The 24416-nt window shown below is 54.4% G+C and carries 3 protein-coding genes; 2 read left to right on the top strand and 1 reads right to left on the bottom strand.

The window, feature by feature from the left end:
- Window positions 1–24 precede the first annotated feature (24 nt).
- Together F4555_RS10140 and F4555_RS10135 are read left to right on the top strand one after the other, a co-directional pair.
- Entirely contained in the window at window positions 25–546 is a 522-nt protein-coding gene (locus F4555_RS10140) for a peptidylprolyl isomerase (protein ID WP_004013455.1), read from the top strand.
- Between the two features lie 3 nt (window positions 547–549).
- On the top strand, window positions 550–1353 hold the full coding sequence (locus F4555_RS10135) for a rhomboid family intramembrane serine protease (RefSeq protein ID WP_004013973.1): 804 nt from the start codon (window positions 550–552) through the stop codon (window positions 1351–1353).
- Between the two features lie 74 nt (window positions 1354–1427).
- On the opposite strand, the gene F4555_RS10130 is transcribed toward F4555_RS10135, so the two are convergent.
- Complete coding sequence (locus F4555_RS10130) at window positions 1428–24335, bottom strand: DUF5979 domain-containing protein (RefSeq protein WP_260400005.1); 22908 nt, start codon at window positions 24333–24335, stop codon at window positions 1428–1430.
- Window positions 24336–24416: the final 81 nt, after the last annotated feature.

Here is a 24416-nt window from a genome sequence, read left to right as displayed (position 1 = left end):
GCGGGGGCATGAAAAGATTAGTCCATGGAAGCTATATTGCACACTTCAGAAGGTGACATCCACCTCGAACTCTATCCCCAATCCGCACCGGTAACGGTAAAGAACTTCGTGGAACTCGCCAGCGGCCAGCGCCAGTGGACGCATCCGTTAACCGGCGAGGTTTCAACCGACCCGCTATACAACGGGACGGTGTTTCACCGGGTTATTGACGGTTTCATGATTCAAGGCGGCGACCCGCTGGGCACCGGCACCGGCGGCCCGGGTTATGTCTTTGACGATGAAATCGACCCGAACCTTGCCTTCACCGAGCCGTACCTGTTGGCGATGGCCAATGCAGGCACTCGCGGCGGCCAGGGCACTAACGGTTCCCAGTTCTTCATCACGGTGGCTCCCACCACCTGGTTGAATGGTAAACACACCATCTTCGGACGGGTCACGGACGACGCTTCTCGCGTGGTGGTGGACAAGATTGCCACCACCGCCACGGATCGTACGGATCGCCCGCTGGAAGACGTGATGATTGAAACCATCGAGATTGTCGAGTAAACCTTGAGTGAATCCGAGTCCTATTCCGAGAATACTCGAGCCCCAAAGCCCCCAAAATCCTTTGTGACCTGGGGGCTTTGCCTTGCCATGTTGGTGATTTGGGTCGCGACGCTGTTGTTTCCGACGCTAATTCGCGACTTTGCTTTCATGCCGGCGGCGGCTTTGTTTGAACCGTGGCGGTTTTTGTCGGCAGCTTTCTTGCATTCTATCCCGATGCCTTTCCACCTTGGTTTTAACTGTTGGGCCTTGTGGGTGGTGGGTCGCGCCTTGGAACCCATCATGGGGCATACGAAACTGCTTTTGTCCTTTGTGATTTGCGCGCTGGCAGCTTCGTTGGCGTGTTGCCTGACGGCTTTGCTGAATCTCCAGGCCTGGTTGACTTTCACAGTGGGCGCCTCAGGGGCGGTATTCGGTTTTTTCGGGATAATGTTGGCGATTCAGCGGATGCTGCGCCTGCCGTACACCGAGATGGCCGCCTTGATTGGTATCAACTTCGTTATCGGTTTCGTTTTGCCTAACGTGGCGTGGGTGGCACACCTGGGGGGGCTAGCGGCCGGACTGGCGATTGGTGGGTTCACGGCGTGGCGGTTGCGTCACGCCACTTTGGTTGAAATCCCCGTTCACGAGGTGCCAACCCCGGATAACCCCAATCCCCCTAAAGCCGTCGTCTTACACCGGGTGATTACGACCCGCGACCGCATGTACGATGTTTTGTTTTACGCAGGTTTTGTGTTGTTGCTTTTGGGCGCGAGCTGGTTGTTCTATCACTTCAACTATCACACGATTTATAGCCTGCTTGGTTTCTAGGTTTTGCGCATAACTAAGGAGCCGGCTCAGCGAATGCTGAGCCGGCTCCTTGACTTACGGCCTAGTGCCGAAGGTTATTCTGTTGTTTCCCGCTTGCGCCGGGCTGCAAGCAACCCGATGGCGCCACCGGCGGCAATCATCGCCAGGGACAGCATGCCTACTAGTGCAGCCTGAGCACCGGTTCGTGCCAGTGTCGGCGGCATCTTGGCCTGAGCCGGCGGGATGGTTGTGGCCGGGGCTACCGGCGGAGCCGGCGGCGGCGGAGTCGTCGGCGGAGTGGTCGCGGACGGGCTCACCGGCGGAATCGGCGGAGTCGTCGGCGGAGTCGTGGTCGACGGACTTACCGGAGGCGTGGTGTACGGCGGGGTATCCGGCGGGGTGGTCGGCGGGGTATCCGGCGTCTCTACTACGGTGACGGTCTGGCCAGCATCCTTGAAATCCTCGTGAGCCAGTATCGGCTTCAGGTTGGGGTTGCTAGCAGCATCTTCCATTTTACCGAGATAGGCCTTTTCAAAGACCACCAGTTCATCGCCCTGCTTCAGATTCTTAGTCTGTTCAGCGGTCAACGGAATGTCCATTGTCCACTTGCCAGAACCCGAGGCATCCGCAACCAATCCTGTCTTGGTAACCGGGGTGGACACATCCTCGCCGTCGGTCTTTCTAACCAGTTTGCCTACCAGAGTGTAGACTCCGCCGGCCTTCAAGCCGTTGTAGGAAACGGTATCGGTAATCTTCACTGCCTCGCCAGTCTTGATGGTCTTGACATCCGCACCTATGGTGGCGACAGTCTGCATTTCCAGTTTGGGTCGGCTCGAAACTACCTGCTTGGGATCCTTGGGATCTTTGTGCTCCACTATCGGCGGGTTGCTGGGATCTGTGGGATCTGGTGGCTTGGTGCCAGCATCACCGGGCGTGTTCGGAACCTCAAAGAGGCTTTCAAAGAACACCAGGTCACGCTGCGAATCCGTGGTTTCAGGAACCACCAGCGGGTTTTCTCTGTCAACTACCCAGGTGCCCTGGCCATCTTTACCGGCACTAACCTTGGTCCAGCGCGCCAGCGGCTGGCCGTCAGCACCCAGTACCGGGGTGGAATCGTCGGTGTAGACCAGTTGCGTCAGCAACCAGTATTCGCGATCCGCTACCAGACCGGAATAGGTCACGGTATCGAGAACCGGGGTGGCCTCGCTAGGTTTGAGCATCTTGGCGCCGTCCACAGTGGTAGCCAAAGTAGCCAGTTTAGGATACGTGCTCTCGAAGTGGTTAGTAGCCTTCACTTGCAGCAAACCACGTGGCTGAATCTTGACAGTCACCTTGTCGCTCTTACGGTCACTGCTCCAAGCCTTGGTTTTCGCCTTACCGTCGGCAGTCGCCCAGGTGGTGCTCATGGTGGCACCAGTCGGCATCGTACCCTCCACACCGGTTTCGGTGATGGCCACCTCGGTGCCCACAGGGAAGCCCTCGAATACGGGGCTCTTTGCAAGAGCCGGATTGCTCGAATCCACCGTCAAGGTGAACTCACCTTTCGGTTGAGTGCCAGGCTTGAGCAAAGCTCCGGCGGGTAGTTTTGCCTCGTATTCGAACTTGAAGGTCTTGGGCAGTTGCCTCGAGACATTCTCGCTCAAACCGGCACCATTCTCCACGGTCTTTTCGACCTGGAAAGAGCCGTAGTTAGAGGAAACCTTGAACCACTGGTAGCCGTCACCCTGCTGTTCGCTAGTTTCATGGTGAGACACCACCAGTTTCGCGACCTTAGAGGTTTCTCCGGCCGACAGTTTATTCAGACCATCCTTGAACTTGGTCATATCCGCTGTCTGCGGTGCGACGTAAACGTCTTGCCACACGACAACCTTCTTGCCGACCTCATGCAAGGTATCCGGGATATCGACACTCACCGTCCAGGTACCGTTGTACCCATTTTCGGGGGTGGTGGCATCCGCTTTCACGGTTTGTTCCGTGACGTAGGAAGGCACGTAGTCAATCTTCTTGGCTACTGTCTTACCAGTGGCCTCGTCCTTGACCATCTCGACAAAGTAGGTGTGCAGCACGTAGTTACCCGCAGGCATTTGCTTGTAGGTTACGGTGTCGGTGAGCACCCCACCATTTTCGAGCACCTTGCCGAACTGGCTGATGGTGTTAGTGGTGATAACTGGGTCGTAGCTAAACGAGTTTTCTGCGGTTACTTCGACATTCGCCACCGTATCACTGCCATTAGCGGTGCCACCAATCTTGACGACAGCCTCACCATTCACCTGGGAATCAACAGTAACACCGTTGACCGCAGTGAACTTCACAGTATCTTTCAGGCCTGCCTGGTTCACCGCACCTTGGACATCCTCGCTAATGGTACAGGTGTCACCCAGCGGAATGCCCTCTACCGTCTTTTCTTCACCTTCCTTTAAGGTGAACTCATCGACGCTGCCCTTTTGAACACACTTGACAGTGAACTTGTAGCTAGCCTCGGGGCGTGCCACCTTGGCGAAGGCATCCTCCCAGCCAGTTACAGTCTTGGTCAACTTCAAAGAACCGAATTGCGGCTCGGCAGTGATTGACTGCGAAGAGGACTGCGGGTCATTGTGCTTCGCTACTGGTTCAGACTTGCCCTTCGGGGTAACTTCAGTATCGTTTACCTTTTCGTAGGTGCCTTCCGCCCAGAGTTGTTCGTAAACAACCAACGCTATATCGTCCTTTACCACCTGGTTCTTCGTCAAGTCTTCACGCTTCACGGTCAGATCCATCTCGGTTTCGTAAACCTTGACATCCTCGCCGTACTTGGTCTTCTCTACTTCGGTGGCAGGTTTAGCCATCGAAGCCGTGACCTTGACAGTCGTGGCAGCCTTAGCCAAGGCGCTACCTTCGTCCCCGGCAACGCTTTGTTCGTAGAGTTGGCCGGCAATCGCGTAGGTCTTGCCTTCCTCGACATTGTAAAGACGCACGGTGTCCTTGATGGTGAAGGCATCCTTCTTGCCATCGGTCACGTCGAAGGCCTTGAGCTTGTCTACCGTAGCGTAGGTGCCCACTCCAGGCTTCTTGGACGTAACCGTCTGGTTTTCATCCTTCGGGTCTTCGTGGGAAGCCACCGGGTTGCCGTCAATCGTGAGGTACTCGTAGGCCACGAGTTTCTCGTTACGTTCGAGTACTTCGCGCGGCACAGTGAACTTCACCACGGCCGTACCAGAAACCGTCTGGGCACCGTTAGCAGCAGCCGGGGTAGTGAATTCGGTAGTGGCTTTCACTCCCGTGTCAGACAAACTCTCGGCACTAGTTCCGCCCATCAAGTTGCCACTCAGGGTGTACTTGGTCTTGGGCTGCAAGTTGAAGTATTCCACCGTATCGGTCAGTTCGACCTTGTCAGCTACCCACACCGTCTTGGACTGGCCGTACTTGAGGGTGGTTCCAATCTTGGGAGCCTTCACCACGGTGACGGTCTGACCAGCATCGTTGGGATCTGCGTGAGTCGCAGCCCAAGTCTTACCGGTCTTGAAGCCCACCGCTTCAATCTCCGAAGTGGCTTCCTTGTTGACAATATCGGTGTCGCTGTCCAAAGCCAGGTATTCATAGGCCACCAACTTGAATTCTGCGCTCGGGTCAGACCCGGCGAGTTCTTGCAAGGTTTCCTTGGGTACCGTGAATTTCACGGTTACGGACCTCAACTGGTCGCCCGTGGCGGTGAATTCCTGCATTCCAGCGGACACAACTTGATCCGGGTTAGCCTGGTTGACCAGTTTCGAGAACACGTGGTACTTAGCGCCCTCAATCAGACCCGTCTGGGTGACCCTCACCACGTCCTTTAGCTGAGCATCTCGGGTAAGGCTAATAACCTTGCCGTCGGTGCCTTTGGCTGCCTGCGCATCCGTCAGGGTAGTAGTGATACCCGGGTTATGCTCCGACACCACCGTTTGGTTCGGATCCTTGGGATCCTCGTGTGGCGGCGGTACCGGCTTGTCCGGTTGACCGGGTCGAGTCATCTTTTCATAGGCCACATACTTGTAGCCAGCCTTGAGCTTGCCCGTAATCCCGTTGAAGGTCACCTGGGCGGTGCCATCAGAGGTCTTAGCGGTGAACTCAGTGTAGCCAGTAGCCACCGGAGTCTCCGAGACTTTCCCGGTAACTGGGTTGATTTCCATCAACTTGGCATCCAAACGGTAGGACACACCCTCGGTCAGACCGGTGTACAGTACCGTGTCAATCAACGAATCGCTGGCGTGAGGCACGGTCGGGATATTGGTATTGTTCTCGACCCATTCGCGCTTCCCGTCAGCCGAGAGCACGGTCTTTAGAGACGGGCTCGTGCCGGATTTTACGGTCTGGTTTTCGTCGGTAATATCCTCGTGGCTGGCTGCCGGTTGGCTCTTGCCAGTCTTCGTGTCCTTCGGAGTTACCGTCTTGGTCTTGGTATCCACCGTGACCTCATTGGCAACCCAGAGCTTCTCGAAGACCACCAGTTCGGTATCGGCCTTTACGGTACCGGCTGGAACCGTAAATGACACCGCATCAGTCTTAACGAAGGCACCAGATTCGGCCTTGAGAGGCTCGGACACAGCGGTTATCGCCTGCATGTCTTTACCGAGTACCGGCTGACCGGTAGCCTTGTCCATCAACACGCCCGAAAGCACGTAGGTTTCCCCAGTCTTCAAGCCGCTCAAGGTCACGGTGTCTTTGATGGTGGAATCCTTGTCCGCCAGCAACAGGTTGCGTTCACTGTCTACACGCGCCTGGGTCTTAACACTCGGGGTGTAAACCGTCTGGGCGTCATCATTGATGTCGTGGTGAATCAGGAATTCTCGACCCTCTTCGTACACCGTTTCGAAAGCAACCAGCACCTTACCTTGCGTCAGTTTCGCTGGAACCTGGAAGGACAGTACCACGGAACCGGCTCCGGAGGTGATTTCCTCTTCTACCGGGCGATTTTGGTCTCCCACTCGGTAAACCGAGTTGGCCGCACCAATCACGCGCTCTACTGGAGCAACACCCGCAACGGGTTTGCCAGTGGCCTTGTCCATCAGCTCACCCCTGACCAGATAGGCCTTAAGGGTGCCATCCGGATAGGTAGCCGCCAGGTTCAAACCGGAGTAATCTACCTTGTCGTTGATGGTCACAGCCGCAGCATTATCCGCATGCTTGTTACCATCAGCCGCATCGGTAGCGGTGGTATCCAGAGAACCAACCGTAACAGTTTGGTCATCGGACTTCGGGTCTGCGTGAGTAGCCACAACCTGGCCAGATTTATCCTTGAGAATCTGGTAGACCACGAATTGAGAACCGGACTTGACCTTGTCAACCGGCAGCTTGAAGGTCATCTGGGCTTCACCAGTGCTGGTGGTGGCACCGGCTTTGCCGGCGGCAACCTCAACCTTTTGGGTCTGTCCTTTAGCCACAGGGGTATTAGAAACGAGCTGGCCGTCCTTGACCTCCATGAGGGAGCCTTCTAAGGTGTAAGTTCCGGGAGCCAGGTTAGCCCAAGTAATCTGGTCGGTGACAGTGAGGTTTTCCTTGCTGTCCTTCTTCATCTGGATTACCTTCGCCCCATTGACGGTGGCAAGGGTGCGCAGGCTCGGGTGGTACACGACCTGGGAGCCATCGTCGATGTCCTGGTGGGTCGCAACTTCTACTGTCCCCTGGTACAAGGTTTCGAAGACAACCACTGGGGCGGTCGCCAACGCGGTCTTTTGCACCTCGAACTTGACGATAGCCTTTACGGCACCGGATTCGTCAGAACTGGCCTTGTTGGCCGTAATCTTGACGGGAGTAACGTTCACGTACTGGGCGGGAACCTCGTCCCCACGCTTGACCTGGGTGCCGTCGGCCAGGGTAGCATCAGCCTGGTAGTGCAAGGTACCGGTGATGGTGTATTCCTCGCCTACGTTCAGTCCCTTGTAATCCACCTGGTCGTAGATGGTTACGGTTTCCTTGCTGGCATCGAGGTTTTTATCCTTCGGGTCGGACTTGTCGCCCGCCGCGCCGTCGTAGGCCGTGGTGGTAATCTCTACCTCTTGCACGGTGATGGTTTGGTCGGGATCGTTGGGGTCTTCATGAGATGCCACCGGAGTGCCGTCTTTCTTCTTCGCATCGAAGAGCTTTTCAAAGACCACCATATTCTGGCCAGCTTTAATGTATTCGGCCGGAACCGTGAATGTCATCTTTTGCGCGGCAATCGCACCATCCTGGTCGCTTTGGAAGGTCTTTGTCTCAGTCTTCGTACCAGGAACCACCGTGCCATTCACGTAGTGCAGTTCACCAACCAAGGTGTAGCTGTGCGACTTTTCAAAGCGTCCGTTGAAAGTCACGGTATCGACAACTGCAGCGCTCTTCTGACCAGGAACCATAGCCTGGTTTTCATCGGCAGCATCTACCGCCTTGGTCTTTAGACCACCGTTGTAGACAGTCTGCTTCTCGTCCTTGATGTCGTGGTGAACCGCAACCTTCTTGCCGTCTAGCGAGAGATCCTCGAAGACCACAATCGGCTTGCCTACCAGCCCGAGATCCTGAGCCTGCTGCGCCGTGACCGGGAACTCTAGCACGGTCTCGCCGGTGCCATCAGCCTTGGCAGTGATGGTACCCGTCTGCTTGATACCAGTGGTCGCACCCTGAGGCGTACCGTTATCTACCATCAACTCACCGGAGACATCGTAGGTCTTGCCCGGAATCAAACCGGTGGCAGTAACAGTGTCCTTGATAGTGAAGTTTTGGCTCGAATCGACGTACTTGTCGCCGTCACCATCGGTGGCATCCGTGGTGACACCGGGTACGGTTACAGTCTGACCTTTATCTTCGGGGTCAGCGTGCGAGGCGATAGCCTTCTTGGTGTCCGGCTTGTCCACCTGGAAGTCACCGGCTTTGAACAGGTACTCGTAGACCACATAGGTCTCGCCGCTTTGCACCTTGAGGTCACTGAAGGTCACGCTTTGGGTTCCATGAACCCCCGTAACAGCATCCACAGTAAAGGAGTGCGAAGATGTCTTAGCAGTAGAAACTTCCTTGCCATCGCTCAGCTTCTTCAGCTCACCGTAAAGCACATACTTGCCGGCTTCGAGCCCGTGGTATTCCACGGTGTCTATGACAGCCACATTTCCGAGTTCCGCCTTGCGGGAATCCTTACCCTTCAAAGGCTTGGCATTACTCATGTCCACCGTGGCCGGCGTATCCGCTGTAGCACTGAATCCGGGTGCTGCCGAAGCAGTGGTGCCAATCTTGGGAGAGTAAACAGTCTGGGCTTCATCCGTGATATCCGCGTGCGCAGCTACCAGGATATTACCGTCCTTGACTTCCTCGAAGGCTACCACAATCTTTTGCTGCAGCTTCTCGACCGGAACGGTGAACTTCAAGGTAACCGTGCCGCTGTGACCCTCGGTGGCTTTCTGGCTTGTCAAATCGATTGTTCCGGAAGCCGAATCCACACCTGGCAGTTCGCCGCCATCAGTACCATCGGCACTCTTGAAGTGCAACTTACCGGTAACGGTGTACTTCTTGCCACCGGGCAGGTTCCGGTATTCCACCTTGTCAAAGACCTCCACTGTGCCCGTGGCATTGGCATCCACTGTCTTGGTGCCATTCTCGGAGCCCACCGTGGCGGTGGTTCGCAAGGTTGGGGTAAAGAGCTGCTGCATCACGTCGTTATCATCCACGTGCGAGGCCACAGCCTGACCTTTCAGGGTCTCCACAGCCGCCCCAGAAGTAGCACTACCCTTTGGCAACAAGAACTCGTAGGTCACGAAGCCCTTAGCGTCATTCTTTACGGCATCTTCCAGAGAGGCAGTGTTGACTTTAATCTGGTCGTTATTCCATTCGCCGGAAGAAAGCGCATTTGAACCCGCTTCGGCAGTGGTGACATTAGCGGTACCCTCACCTATCACTAGACCCTCGTTACCAAGAGCCACAATCCGTCCATAGAGGTCGTAGCTACCCGGTGCGACATTCGTGTAGGTCACAGTATCAGCGATGCTCTGGATTTCTGGAGCCCCCTTACCAACCTGAAGCATATTGCTCTTGGTAACCGGGTTCAAAACCTGAGTCTTAAGTTCGCCCTTCCAGATCGGCTTCACTTGCTGGTTTTGCGGCAAGGTAGGTTCGACTGCCATCAAGCCACAGTTACCAGCACACTGTGGATTCCAGTAGTCACTACGGTAAACCGCCACACCAGCAGCAATTCCATCGGGATTGGCTTCGAACAGACTGACCGGGATTTCATAGGTCAAGGTGACCTTGGCACTATCGGCATTAACCTCTTGGTACACGTAGTTCCAAGTGTGACCCTGCGGGTTCTTCCAATTCAGGTACTGGTTTGGATTATTGAAGTCCGCTGCAGTCAGTTTTCCAGACTTGGAGGCATTGAAAAGACGACCCATCACAGTGTAGTTACGCTTGGGTAAATTCTTGAACTCTACAACGTCAGTGAGAGTCACCCAGTCGGTGTACTTGTTGGTGCCGTCAGACTTCTTTTCGCTCAAATCAATCTGGCGTACTCCATTCACCTTCTTCGCGTCCGTCAAGTTGGTACCTAACTCCGAGGTCACCTTGGAGAAGCAGTCCCAGTTATTAGTCATCTTGACTTCGACCTTGGTCTTACCGCTGACATCAAAATCGATGGCGGCCTGAGCCTTATCATCTTCTACCGCATCGAAGTCATAGCGCTTGGAAACGTCGATTCCATCTAAGGACTTCGCGCTCATATCAACCGAGTGACGCCAACGCCCGTAGAACAGCATCTTGTAGTCATTGAAGCCCTTGTCAAGCTCCGCTACCGTACACTTCGAACCGATAGCCACCTTTACGGGCAGGTCAATCTTGCCGTTAAGCGGTACCTTCCAGATGCCCTCCGGGTGAGCCTTATCAGCCACCGGCTTATCGTTACAAGTCACCTGCATCTCTACAAAGTTGCGGGTCACGAAGCCGCCCCAAGCCTGGTAGTAGCTGTTCCAGTAATTGAACTTGTCTACCGAGAGACCCGGATCCCCGTTGTTATTGGAGGACTGCGCCACCTTTTCTAGGGACAAGTCCACATAGGTCTGCTTGACCTCGTTGGTCGCGGTCAAGATTTGCTCGGAGCCGTTCTTACCGATGGTGAACTTACCGGCAGAATCGCCTTGCTTGCCAAAGACGAAGGCCTGTTCAGAGTCCACCAACACCGGTGCCTTCACGGATGTCGCGCCCTGGGTAGTCTTGGTTTCGGCCAAACTCCAGGTGACCTCCACATTGGCTCCCACAGCGGCAAAGTCACCAGTGGGCTTCACTTCGCGAATGCCGCACTCGGAACCAGAGGCAATCTCGCCGGATTCGAAAGTTTCGCCCTGCTTCAAGGAGAACGTGTTCCACTTCTGGGGAGCTTCCGCACCCTTCGGTCCACACCACCATTCGAAGTTGTAGGTCGCATTGAGAGGCAACGCCAGTTTATCGCTGTTTTTAACTTCCTTCGTGACCTTGAACTTCCCGGTGGAATCCGTGAAGTCGTTAGTGGCTGTCAAGCTAGCCGTCTGAACCTCGGATTTCTGGATGACGAAGGTCTTTTGCGACAGGGTGTGTGCCCACTTCGCGCCCTTCACCTTCGGATCTACCTCGGAGACCTCGCACTTGTAGCCCACCGGAATCTGTTGGGAGGATACCGCAGCCTCGCCCACATTCAGGATGCCCTGCTTCACTTCCGCCTTGGAATCCTTGGGATCCTTACAGGTGTACTTGAAGTCGAAGCTGCTGGGTTTTTCGATATAGGACTGCGCGGTGGTCTTCTTTTCAATCTTGAAGATACCGAAGTCGCGGGTATAAGTGTTCTCGACGTTCACCGTCTTCGCCTCGACGGTGGTGATTACCTTAGCGGTATACCCCGGTTCTGACTTGGTCTGGTCGGCTTGTTTGGTTTCAACCGTCAGAGCCTTACCCCCGTCCTTCATGGTCACGGCCAGGCTGTAGTTTGCCACCGCCGCGTTCTTTTCGGTGACGGTGCATGAGGCACCAACGGGAATGGGCACGCCGTTTACATCAGCCTCGAAATTCTTCGAGTCCTGGCCGCCCTTTACAAGCTCATCTTTAGCGATGACATGCTCGGCATCATCAGTCGGATAAGTACAGGTCACATCGAACTTAAAGCCCTTGTCGGCTGGGACGTGGTATCCATCAGTCTTATTGGTGACAGTCTTGTGAATCTTAAACGAGGTGCTCGGAATATCGAATTTGTTCGTAGCAACCACATTTACCGGAGTGCCCTCGGTTTCCACCTTGAAGGTCACCCCATTGGCATTAGTGTGTTTAACACCATTGTGATCCGTGACGGAACCGCTGGAAACAGGCTTACCGTCAATAGTCCACGTGGTAGAAACCTTTTCAGCGTTCTTCGGGTTAACCTTGTTTTCCCACAGGGTACACTCGGTGCCCACCGGCAGGTTTTCCACCTTGACTGGGTCATCAGCGCTCTTGAGCTTCGCGTCACCGGAACGAACTTCCTTCGGGGTTTTACAGGTGTAACCGAAGCTGAACTGCTGGTCTTGGTACTTGCCAGCGTTGTTACCATCGAGCGTCTTCTTGAACTGGAAACCAGTAATTTCTTCCACGTAGGTGTTCGTGGCGCTTACCGTCACCATCTGGCCATCAGCAGTGAACTCCGCCGAGGTCAATCCAGTCACGGTCTTGTCGCCCACCTTAATGGAGGTGCCGTTTTCCTGGTACTTCACCGGATTGCGATTCGGGTCATTCACCAGCTTCGGCAAGTCCTTCGGATTAGCCTCGCTTACGGTACACTTCGAGCCCTGCGGCACGGTGATTATCCCGGAAGGTTGACCAGCCTTGACATTGATGGTGTCAACCCCAGTTTGTGCTCCGAAAGGAGCCTTCTGGGTAAAGGTCTTGCCATTCGGCGCTTTACAGGTGTAGGTGAACTTGAAGCCATCCTCGAAAGCCAGGTTTTCCGTGGAGGAGATCACTTTTTGGATTTGGAAGGTGGCCTTGTCGTAAACCGCCTTGTTAGTCGCGGTAAAGGTCAAATCCTTGAACCCGGTAGCGGGGATGGTGACATCGATGCCGCCATCGGTACGAGCCGTAGCATTCTGACTCCAGCTGACGGGGTCGAAGGTTACGCCCGCAACAGTGGCTGGCACCTCATGAACGGAGCACTTGGTACCGACCTTCATCTTGCCCTCCGGCAGGGTCTTGGTTTCCCCACCCTTAAGAGTTACCTTCTGGTCGTCGAGACCCGGGCACTTCACGGTGAACTCGAAGTCTTTGGACTTCACGTCCTTGTCGTTTTGGGCATCACCAGCCAGCTCCTTGTGCAGACTGAAGATGCCATATTGAACCGTAAGGTCGTTGACGGCCTTGACGTTTACCTGCTGGACATCGCCCTTTTCACCGCCGATAACGACCTTACGGACATTAGCGGCATTATCCGGATCCACCGCATTGGTGCCATCCCCTTCCCAAGACAGGGTGCCAATCACGGCCTCGGTCTTAACCGGGGTTTCCTTAATGAAGCATACCGATCCAACCGGGGCATCCTTAATGACAGTCTGCGGTGGCGCACCCGCCTGCAGCGGTACCGTCACAGCCTGAGTCTTTGCTCCCAGACCATTGTCGGCTGGGTCATAGCAGGTCACTTCGAACTGGTATTGATGGTTAGGCAAGGGGTTGGCCTTGGCGTCTTTGGAGACATCATGGCCGTTGACTTTGGCAATCTTTTGCAGTTGCAAAGCGCCCTTGTTGCGATCATAGGTGTTGGTCGCGGTTATGGTTACATCCGCGTCGCCAGTAGCTGGCAGAGTGAAGTTCACCCGCTTCGCGTCCTTGTCCACGCTGGTATCCACGCCCTTGCCGTCTACCTGGTAATCCAAGGATTTCCAAGTGTGGGACTTGAAGGCTTGCTCGCTAGTCTCCTCAAGGTGACACTTCACCCCGGAAAGAATCTGGGGGGTCTTGAGTTCCGAGGATTCCCAAGTGTACTTGTTGTCCTTATTCAAGGTCACCGACTGGGTCTTGTCCCCACAGGTCACCTGGAACTTAAAGTCGCCGTCCAAAGTCTTGTCAGCCTTTATGACCTTCTTCAGGGTGAACTTCACCTGGTAAGGCGTGTAGGTGTTGGTGGCCACCACCTCAGCAGTCTGACCTTCCTTGATGGTAACCATGCCAGAGTCACTGGTGGTCGAACCAATCTTCCAGGTCGGAGCCGTCGGGGCAGCAAAGCCAGTCGGAGCCGTTGGAGCGGTCTCTTTCAGGGTACAGGTAGCATCCGTCGGAATGTCCTTGACTTCCACGGTCTGCTTGTCCTTGGTCAAGTCGAGCTTGCCTTTACCGTTTTTGACGGTCTTGCCGTCAAGAACACAGTCGTAGGTGAACTCGAACTTGCCATTATTGGCGTCGGCAGCCTTCGCGAAGTCAATTCCTTTGCCCGCAACTGCCTTGGTCAGTTTGAAGCCGCCCACCTCGCGCTTATAGTCGTTGACCAGCTCTACCGTGTTCTTGGCCTTGTCTTTTTCGGCTGACAGACCCTTAGTCGAAACCTGGTTGGGGTCTTTGACCTCGAGCTTCCAAGTGTGACCGGCCACCTTCGCGGAAGTTTCATCCTCAGTTACGGTGCACTTGGCTCCTACCGGAATCGCAGTACCGGTGTCGTCGGTCTTGAAGGTCTTGGACTGGCCGTTGGTCAAGGGCTCGTCAGTAGCAATGGTATGCTCCGCCTTATCGGTCGGGTAGACACACTTGATACTGACCTTGAAAGACTTAGAATCGGCAATCTCCGAATTGTTGTCCTTAGTGACGGTCTTCTTGACAGTCAACTCCGTGCCGGAAACCTCAAAGGTGTTCTCTGCCGTGATAGACACAGCCTCGTTTTCCTTGTCGACCTTGAACTTCACAGCATTGTCGTGAGGGGTGCCCTGGTGGTCTGTCTGCTTAGAACCAACAACCGGCTTAGCCGCGCCAACCGTCCAGGTGGTAGAGATTTTCTCGCTAGGCTGGGTTTTTTCTACCGATTCTTCCCACAGGACGCATTCGGTACCTACCGGCAGGTCGGTGACATTCACCGCCGGGTCATTAGCCCCCAGTTGTTCGGTCTTTACCGCAGTCTTTTGACCATTAGGCAACTTGCAAGTGTAGCCGAAGTTGAACTTGCCAGGGTGGTTGGCCACATTGTTGCCGGAAACTGCCTTAGAGAACTGGAAACCGGTGGTTTGTGGCACGTAGAGGTTCTTGGCGGTAGCCGTCACCACTTCCGTACCTTTCGTTACTGTGAACGACGCCGAAGTCAGACCCTTCCCGCCCGGGGTGAACTGAGTACCGGAGTACTTCACCGGGTTTGCTCCCTTGTTGTCCACTGCCGGAGTAGTCTGCGGGTCTGCCTCAGTTACCGTACACTTCGAGTCGGTCGGAACAATAATTTCCGCAGATTCCTCACCGGCAGCCACCGAAACGTACTGGGCAGATGCCTGGTTGTTGAATGGCGTGGCTTGGGTGTAAACCTTGCCATTAGGCGCCACACACCGGTAGGTGAATTGGAAGTCACCCAAGAACTTGGTCGCCACCGGGTCGACGGTCTTCTTGATCTTGAAAGCAGCCTTGTTATAGGTGACATTGTTCACGGCATTGATGGCCACATTCGGGGCTCCCACAGCGGGAATCTCGACGGAGACACCGTTATCGGCGACGGGCGTACCGGAACCCTGCCAGGTCAACTCAGAGCTTACGCCGGTGACCTTAGCTGGCACCTCATGAACGGTGCAGGCCGTGCCCACCTTGACCTTTTGACCAGTAGCGGTCGCGTAATCAACCGGCGCGCCACCGGGGATAACCGTGACAGTCTGTTCGGACAAGTCGCCACACTTCACCTTGAAGTTGACGGGAGTCTTGGTGACATCCTCATCGGCAGCAGCCTCGCCCGTGAGCGTCTTTTGCAAGGTAAAGGTGCCGTAGTGAACCTCAAGCCGGTTCGTGGCCGTAACCGACATGGCCGGGGTCTTGCCCTGGTCTTCAGCAATCACCACGCGGCGAGCATTAGCCACCCCATCCGGGGAGGTGACGGTAGTACCCGCATTCTCCCAGGTCAGCTGGTTGGTCACATCCGGGGTGTCCGCCACGGTTTCTTTCACGAAGCACACGGTGCCGACCTTGGCCTTTTCGACCACGGTCTTGGTTTCACCGGCTTTGAGAGAGACAGCCTTGGTGGAAAGTTTTTCACCCACCTGCTCGCCCTCACCGGGCTGGTAGCAATCCACCGTGAAGCCATAGGACTTGTTGTCCCACGGGTTCGCGGCATTGTCCTTGACGGAGACGGCCTTGGTCAGTTGCAAGGAACCCAGCTGGTGGTCATAGGTGTTGGTCGCGGTGACGGACACGCTCGCGTCGCCAGTCTTGGGCAGGGTGAAGGATACGCCCTTGGCGGGTGCCTTATTGCCTTTGGTTACGCCAGAGCCGCTGACCGTGTATTCCACGGACTTGTGGTTGTAGTTGGCGATGTCGGCCGTGCCGGTTTCCACGATGGTGCAGGTTTCACCCGACAGAATCGGCTTGCCCGCAAACTTCGAGGAATCCCAGGAGTAATCATTGGCCTGGTTCAAAGTCACGTCGACAGAGGTCTGAGCGCAGCTCACTTGGAAGGTGAAGTCGCCGTCCAGTTTCGCCTGGTCATTGGCTTTCACAAGCTTCTTCAGGTCGAATTTCACCTGGTAGGGCGTGTAGGTGTTGGTGGCATCCAGCGTAGAGGTATTGCCCTCGGTGATGGTGGCAGTACCGTCGGCGGCTTGGGCTCCGTCGAGCTTCCAAGACAGGGTGGGGACGGCGTATCCATGAGGTGCTTTCACCTTAGGTTCGCTGACCACACACTTGGCGCCAGCCGGGATACCGGTAATCTCGGTCGACATCTGGGTGGCAGAAAGACTAATCGTGCCATCCTTGACCGGCTTGCCGTCTAGCTTGCAGTTGTACTTGAACTCGAACTTGGCATCATTAGCGGCCAGCGCGGTGTTCGCGTCCACACCCGCGACGAACTTGCTCAGTTTGAAACTGCCGACCTTACGCTGGTAGTCATTGGTGATGGTGACGGTCTTGCCAGCCTTGGGTACCTTCACCTGGGTGGTGTAGGTCTTGACAACCGTAGATCCGTCCGCAATCTGCACACTCCAGTTGTGACCCGGCACATCCGCGCTGGCCACATCCTCGGTGACGGTACAAATCGCACCCACCGGAATCGGGTTCTTGCCGGACTTGTCAGTCTTGAAAGTCTTTTCCTGGTTGTGCTTGAAGACACCATCCTTTTCAGCGTCAGCAATGGTATAGGTTTGCCCGTCAGTTGGATAGACACAGGTGACATTCACCGTGAATTGCTTGCCTGCGGCAACCTCCGAAGCCTTGTCAGCCTTGACCAGTTTCTTGACTTTCAGTTCAGTGCTGGGAATATCAAACTTATTCTGGGCGGTGACACTGAAGGTGTCTTTTTCAGACTTAATCTCAAAGTTGACTCCATCGTGGGTGTTACCCTGAGCATCCTTGACCTTTTCAGTCTTGATTTCAGAGCTGCCCTGGAGCCACTTGGTTTCGGGCTTTGCTTCGTCCTCTAGCTTCTTGAAGGAATCCTCCCACAGGGCGCACTTGGTGCCCACCGGAAGTTTAGTAACCTTCTTGTTGCCCTTGTCAGACAGGTTTTGGCTACCAGAGAAGACCTGCTTGTCACGAGCCTGGCAGTACCAGTGGAAGTTGAACTTGTCCTGGGTGTGCTTGCTGGCGTTGTTACCCACGACGGACTTGAAGAATTCAAAGCCGCCTTCCTGGGAGACATATTCGTTGACGGCCTCGAACTCGATCACTTGGTCTTTCCCGACGGTAATCGCCTTCGAAGCAAGCCCTGGCACCCCTTGGAAACTGGTGCCTTGATACTTCAAGGGGTTCTTATCGTCGGCCACTACCGGCTTTGGAGCATCCTTGGGGTCGGCCTCGGTGACAGTACAGGTCGAGTCGGCTGGAACTGTAATCTCGGCAGAGGCTTCGCCGGCGGGAACATCTACCTCGCCGTTCAAGGCCAAATCCGGTTTCACCGTCTTGCCAGCCGGAGGGGTGCAGTTGTAAGTGAAGTGGAAGGCTCCCTCGAAGCTGGTGCCTTGCGGGACGACGGATTTGCGAATCTTGAACTTGCCAAGGTTGTAATCCACCTGGTTGTTAGCGGTGAACACCACGGGTTGCGCCCCAGGCTCGGTCTTAGCGACATTCACGGTGATGCCGTTGTCATCCGCAGGGGTGTAGCCGTTGCCTTCCCAACCAGCGAAAGTCGAGCTTAGACCGGGGATTTCGGCTGGCAACTCATGAACCGTACAAGTGGAGCCAACCTTTACCTTGCCGTCAGGCAGCGCCCAAGTGGCACCGGGCTTAATCTTCACGACTTCGTTGTAGGCCTCGCCGCAGTTGACGCGGAAGTTGAAGTCTGTGTTCAAAGCCTTGGCATCGTCGGCCGCGTCACCCGAGAGTTTCTTGGCCAGGCTAAATGTGCCGTACTGTACCGTCAGGTGGTTCTTGGCGCTCACCTTGACCCCGGAAGTGCCCTTCGAGTCGGCCTTGATGGTGACCTTGCAGGCCTGGGGGTGTTCGACACCCTGCTTGTCCGTATAGGGTTCAACGGCCTCACAGCCATTCTCCCAGTTCAGCTGGTTAATCACGTCAACAGTGTCAGCTGTGTTTTCCCAAACATGGCACACAGAACCGACCCAACGACCGCGATGCATCTGGCCTTTCTTACCAGCCTCGACCTCGACCCTGTCGTGGTCACTCCAGTTCATCACCGGGTTCGCACAGTCGGCTTCGAAAGAGTAACGCTTGCCATCCCACGGGTTTTTAGCATTGTCCGCGATGGTGACGATTTTTTCAACTTCAATCGATCCCTGCTGGCGTCGGTAGCTGTTGGTCGCGCTTACCGCCACACTCACATCGCCCTTTGGTGGGAAAGCAAAGGTGACGCTGTGCTTGGCTGCATCCGTGGCGGCCGAGGCATTGCTGACGCTGTATTTCACACCTTGGTAGGTGTAGCCCTCGAGTGTCGGCAACACGGTTTCGGTGACGGTGCAGGACTTCGCCGAAAGGCGCGAGAACTCGGGTGTGCTCGCGGAATCCCAGGTGTATTTATTGTCCTGGTTGAGTTTCACATCTTTAGTGGCACCTTGACCACAGTCAACGTGGAAGCCGTATTCTCCACCTGGCTGGGTGTGGTCATCGGTGTTCACAATCTTGCGCAGGTTGAACTTCACCTGGTAAGGGTTATAGGTGTTGGTGGCTTCGAGCACCGGGTTTTGGGTGGCATCGGTCTTTTCAACAATCTTAATCACGCCCGATGCGTCAGCCCCGTTAACCTTCCAGGTGGGGCTTTCGGGAGCCCGGAAGCCGCTGGGAGCGGTCACAGCCTTTTCGGTCACGGTACAGGTCGCGCCAGCCGGGATATTGTTGGCTTCCGCCCCGGTTTGCGGGGTGACTTCCAATGTTCCGGTCTTGACGGATTTGCCGCCCAGGGCGCAGTCATAGGTGAAGACAAATTTACCACCGTTAGCTTGGAGTGCTTCGGCCGTGTCTAGGCCTTCCCCGGTCACAACTTTGGTCAGTTTGAACCCGCCCACCTTGCGGTTGTAGGTGTTTTCGACGGTGACAGTCTTGCCCTCGGCGGGAACGGTGATGTTTTCAGCCTTATTGGCATTGGAATCCGCGATGTTTTTTCCGCCCACCTTCAGTTGGATGGCCAGGTTGTGGCCTTCCAACTCGGCGCTGGTGCGGTTTTCTTCCACGGTGCATGAGGCGCCAACGGGAATCTTGATGCCGTTTTCGTCGGCTTCGAATTTCAGAATTCCGTCAGCTTTGAGTGCTTTGTCGGTGGCGACAACGTGGTTGGTCTTATCCGTGGGATACACGCAAGACACGCTCACGCGGTATTCCTTGTTGTTATCCACGACAGCCTGGTCACCTTTCACGACCTTCTTTTGGACAGTCAGGATGGTGTTGGGAATATCGAAGGAGTTATTGGCTTCGACGACGATGGCCGCGCTTTCCTTGTCGACAGTGAACTCCACGGCGTTGGCATGATTGTTGATGGTTTTGCCTGTTACGGCTTGTTGGCCGGGCAAAGTCCACTTGGTCTGGTTATTTTCGTTAGCCTTCGGGGTAGCGACGTTTTCCCACAAGACACACTTGGTGCCCACCGGCAAATCGGATACCGTGTGGGAGCCGTTGTCTGCGAGCGTCACTTTACCGTCGATGGCTTTGCCTTCACGTGGCTGGCAAGACCAACCGAAGTTAAAGGTGTCACTGGCGTGGTTGGCCTTGTTATTACCGGTGACCTTCTTGGAAAGCTGGAAACCGGTGGTCTTCGGGGTGTAGTGGTTGGTAGCAGAGACCGTCAGAACCTGATTCTTGCTGGGGCTAAACTCCCCGGAGGTTTGGTCTTGACCAGCGGGATTAAAAGACAACTTGTTGTACTTCAAGGGGTTCTTGGAAGCATTGTCCTTGACACTGGGCAGGCTTTTACTCTCGGTGACATGGCACTTAGAGTTGGCCGGAACGGTGATTTCCTCGGAGGATTGACCAGCGGTTACCTCGATGAAGTCTTTGACCGCCTGAGCGCCATAAGGCTTGGTATTGGTATAGACGTTCTTGTCCGGGTCGGTACAAGAGTAGGTGAACTTAAAGTTACCGTTGAACTCGGTGCCCTGGGGCTGGACGAGTTTTTGAATCTTGAACTTCGCGGTGTCCTTGGTAACCGTATTGGTAGCCGAGACAGTTAGCTCGGGTTCACCGGCGGCGGGCACAGTAATCTTTAAATCATTGCCTTCCTGGACACTGTTATTGCCCTCCCAAGCGGTCAGCTGCGAGGTGATACCTTTGATATTCGCAGCATCCTCATGAATACGGCACTGAGTACCGGCCTTGACTTTTTGCTTGGTGTAAGTGGTGAAGTCCACAGCCTGATCGGGACGTACTTTTACGGTCTGTTCGTTTAGGCCGACACAGTTAATCTTGAAAGTGAATTCGTGGTTCTTTACTTTCGCGTCCCCAGCAGCGTCCCCGGTGACCTTCTTGGAAATCTTGAAGCTGCCGTAAGGAACTTGGAAGTCGTTGGTGGCTGTCAGGGCAATGCCCGGAGTGCCACCGTTATCCGCAGTTATAAAGACCCCGCGTGCCTTGGTGTGCGTCCGGGAAGCACCGTCGGTGTAGGTAACACTGTCGCCCGCACCAGTCCAGGTCAGGTTCGGCCTCACGTCACCACCGACTTCATTTTCCCACACCAGACACATGGTGCCCACCGGCAGGGTCTTGTTAGCGAGAAGCGTTGGCGTGTCGGGCTTGACATTTACCGGCCTAATCCAGACGGCGCTGGCCGCCTCGGCACCAGTACGCCTACGTTCAAAATTAGTTTGGCCTGCCCAAGAGTTTTGGCCGGGGCGCGGTACGAAGCAGTCCGCCTCGAAAGAGAAATTCTGGTTTTTCCACGGGTTGTCTTTAGCATTAGTGCTGACGCGCTTGGTGACCTGCAGCGATCCCTTCTTGAGCTCGTAAGTGTTGGTCGCAGTCACCACTGCCGTCGCCTGAGAGGCACTGGGCAGCACGAAAGACACGCCGTTGTCCTCCGGCATACCGGTCGTTCCTTGCACTGAGAAGCTCACTGATTGCCAATCGTGGTTGGGATGCTGGTGTTGCGAGACTTCCTTCACCGTACACTTGGTGCCGGCCTTGAGCGCTTTGCCCTTGAGTTGCGTGAATTCCCACTGATAGCCGTTTTCTCGCTTCAAAGTCAGGGCATCGCTGGGGTAACCCGCACAGTCCACAGTGAAACGATAGCCGCCGTCACCAAGAGTGGAACCGTCGGTGGTACGAAATTCTTTCTTGAGGATGAACTTCGCGGCATGATCAGCCTGGTAATTGTTAGTGGTGTTCACGGTAACCTGGGTGGAATTCGTCGGCACTGTGAAATTGGTCGTGGCGATGACACTGTGGCCACCAGCCCCCACCTGAACGTTCGTGGGAGCATTAAGCTGACCCGCTTGGTTCACAACCGTGAAGGATACCTGTTCAGGGGAGAACTTCAAATTTTTAGACTCGTAGCGCTCTCTAACTTGGCAGATAGAACCGGGAGCCACCGGAACTTCCTGAGCCGAGCCGTTTCCTGTGACAGAAGCCGGGCCACCTGTCGCCGGGGCGTAAAGGGTCTTGCTGGCAGTGGGTTTACCGTCCTGACTAATACAGTTCACATCGAAGCGTACATTGCCCTCGGCGTTCGCGGTTTCACCGCTGGCCACCTTGTTGATAACCAGCTTGGCAGCACCCTGCTTAACTTCCACGGTCTGGTCGGGGTTTTCACCTTCGTGAGAAACAACAACGCTCAACGGACCGTACCATCCGCTTTCCACCTTTTTGTTTTTCTCGTATCGAGGATCAGTGGTAAGGATGTACTCCTCGTAATAATACTTATCACCGGCTTTCATGTCAGAAACTTTAAGCTGTACCGGAAATATTCCTTGGAAGCTCCCTGCAGGAATATCCTTAATATCTTGCAACATAGGCCTCACCGGCATCTCTATGGTCTTCCCATCGCGGACTCGCTTAAGCTTACCAACGAGATAATAATTATCTTTGGAGATAGCGAATTTGGCCAATCCACTGTATGTCACACTATCTGTGAGAGTAATAGTGTCATTCTGACCGTATTTAGAGATATCTACTGTTTCCGGACCCCCGGGATTTTGGTTATTACCGTTAACCAATACAGTAGTGCCAACCTGCGGATCAGAAGAAGCCGTGGTACCCCACTGAATCTTCAAGGAACCAGAAACAGTTATTTTTTTAGAAAGAACAGTAACCTGCGCTTGGGTATCGTGACTCGGCTTATCCAAGAAGTACGCATCTTGCGCGTTATTCAAAGTACCGGCGAATGCAACGCTGAACTGGTCTTGATTTTTAACCAGGAAATGTACTCCCCTTTCAGCCTCTTCCAGACTTACTCTATCGACAGGTTTACCTTCAGGAGTAGTCGCACCTGTAACCCGCAAGTAAACACTGTTACCTATAGCCCTACGAATCTCGGAGCTCTTGTCGTAGTCATTCAGTTGCAGGAAAATTACCTTAGATTTACCATCAGGAGCTGTATCCACAGAAATCTGATCCAGGTGCATAGACTTCAGTGCCTGAACCACACTTGGACGAGTTTTATACGCTGACTCAGCAGCGCTGATAAGTCCTGCTGAAGATCCTGGTTCAGAAACCCAGAGTCTTCCTATTCTATCCCAAGAGCCAACCATACTTGGAAGACCCATAACAACAGACCAAATAGCGTTTTGATATTTGGCATATTCTTTAGGTTGAGCGAATTGCTTGTAATGCCAGGCCAGAGCCTTGACAAGCTCAGCCTTTTCTGGATGCTTTTGAGCCCACTCCAGGGTAGAAGGATGTGTATAGATATTGTGTGTACCAGGCTGTAACCCCTTAAGAGGTTCCACACAGAAAGAGTCGGCACCATCAGCCTTTATGTTGCCAGATCCTTCGCCGGCATATTGTATCAGCCTGCCGATAGTGTAGTCATTTTGTTTTACACCTAAATACCAGGCTTTCTTATTATGGTTATCATAGCGAGCTTCGTTAACCAAAACTAGAGAACCGTCAGGGACAATCGGCCCGCTCTGTTGGCAGTTACGCCACTCATCAGCGCCTATAGCACCCTTCGCGTACTTCTTTTCCAGGAATTCGACAGCTTGCCTCCGCATATTCTCAAACTGGATATTCAATTTAGTCCGGAACTTGTCCGCAATATCCTGGGGAACGCGGTTCTTTGTCACAAATTCATCGAGCTGCTGCAAGGCATCTTTCTGTATCTCATCAACCTGCTTATTAACATCTTCAATAGCTTTATCTTTGCTCTTCTGGGGATCGAACTTTACTTTTAATTCTTTAGTCTTCAGCTGAAACGCACTAAACAGCACAGCGCGATCCTGGCCGACAGCCGAGCGATCCTTACCCTGATTCTTATCCGCCTTATTTGAATCTTCAGCGCTATCCTTGCCTTGCTTAGAAACAGCAGACCGATCCTCGAGAGATTTTGATTCTTTATCGAGATTACCAGCCTTGTGTCCTTTTTCCTCTACAAATTGACTAGAGGGTTTTGTTTCCGACGGTTTTTTCGTCTCTTTAGGCTCAGTCTCAGTAGTACTAGTCTCTGCGGGCGTAGGCTTAGCTAGCTCAGGTGCAGATTCAGAATTCGAAGAGGACTCAGAGCCATTGGGGGGGACATCCTTGGCCTGGGTTTCGCCCCCCTCCTTAGAGGCTAGGGACTCTTTAGGGTTCTCCACTGGAGACTCAGCAGTCTGTTTCTGTTCTTTTCCCGTTTTCTCGTTGGGGAGTTGCGAATCAGAAAACTCCTTATCCGCCGCCGCCGCGGCATCACCAGCAACGTCATCGAAGCTCAGTTCATCCAACGTCAATTTTAACGTATCTTCAGTATCATCGGCATCGTCCACATCAGAGGGGGAATCCACTGAACGATCCGCAGAACGGGACTTCGAGCTATCCACTGAGAAACTCTTAGATCCATTTGGATAAAGTACCCACGCGCCATAGCGCCTTCCCAAGTATCCAGGTCCTCCTTCATCCATCTGGATGAAATCTTCTAAGGATTCACTAAAAATCCTGTCATCACGTACAAAGCAGGCGCGGGGCAAGTACTGCGCCGTAAAATCACCCAGTTGTTCCGTCTTCCCGTACATCTTTTGGGCATAGACACGGTCTACCGTGGTAAAGAGGTTTGTACTTAGAGCCGCATAGTACAGGTCTGCATTTTGTCCAGCCAGACCTACGTTAGCTGTGCCACCACCACTGATGTTAACCTCAGGATGTACTTTTCCTATCACCGCCGGTTCGGCCGCCATGGAGGGCATGACGAGGCCGCCGACGGTCCAGGCCACTGCGACGGAGGCAGCGACGAAGGCCGCCCCCCAGTTCCGAGTCGTTCGCCTCCGTTTCCCTTTCCCTACTTTAATGAGTCCACTTACTGGCATCCTGCCCTGCGTTCCCCTAGTTTTGTCACCCATTAGAGAATCCCTCCGTTGTAATTACTGTCCGGCAATCGAGCCTTAAAG

It is taken from the genome of Mobiluncus mulieris (assembly GCF_014204735.1).
In the GTDB taxonomy this organism is placed as follows: Bacteria; Actinomycetota; Actinomycetes; order Actinomycetales; family Actinomycetaceae; genus Mobiluncus; species Mobiluncus mulieris.
This window is presented reverse-complemented; position numbering and strand designations above follow the sequence as displayed.

Excerpts from the sequence above, each read along its gene's own strand:
- F4555_RS10140 (WP_004013455.1), top strand. The coding sequence starts at position 25 with ATGGAAGCTATATTGCACACTTCAGAAGGTGACATCCACCTCGAACTC.
- F4555_RS10130 (WP_260400005.1), bottom strand. The coding sequence starts at position 24,335 with ATGCCAGTAAGTGGACTCATTAAAGTAGGGAAAGGGAAACGGAGGCGA.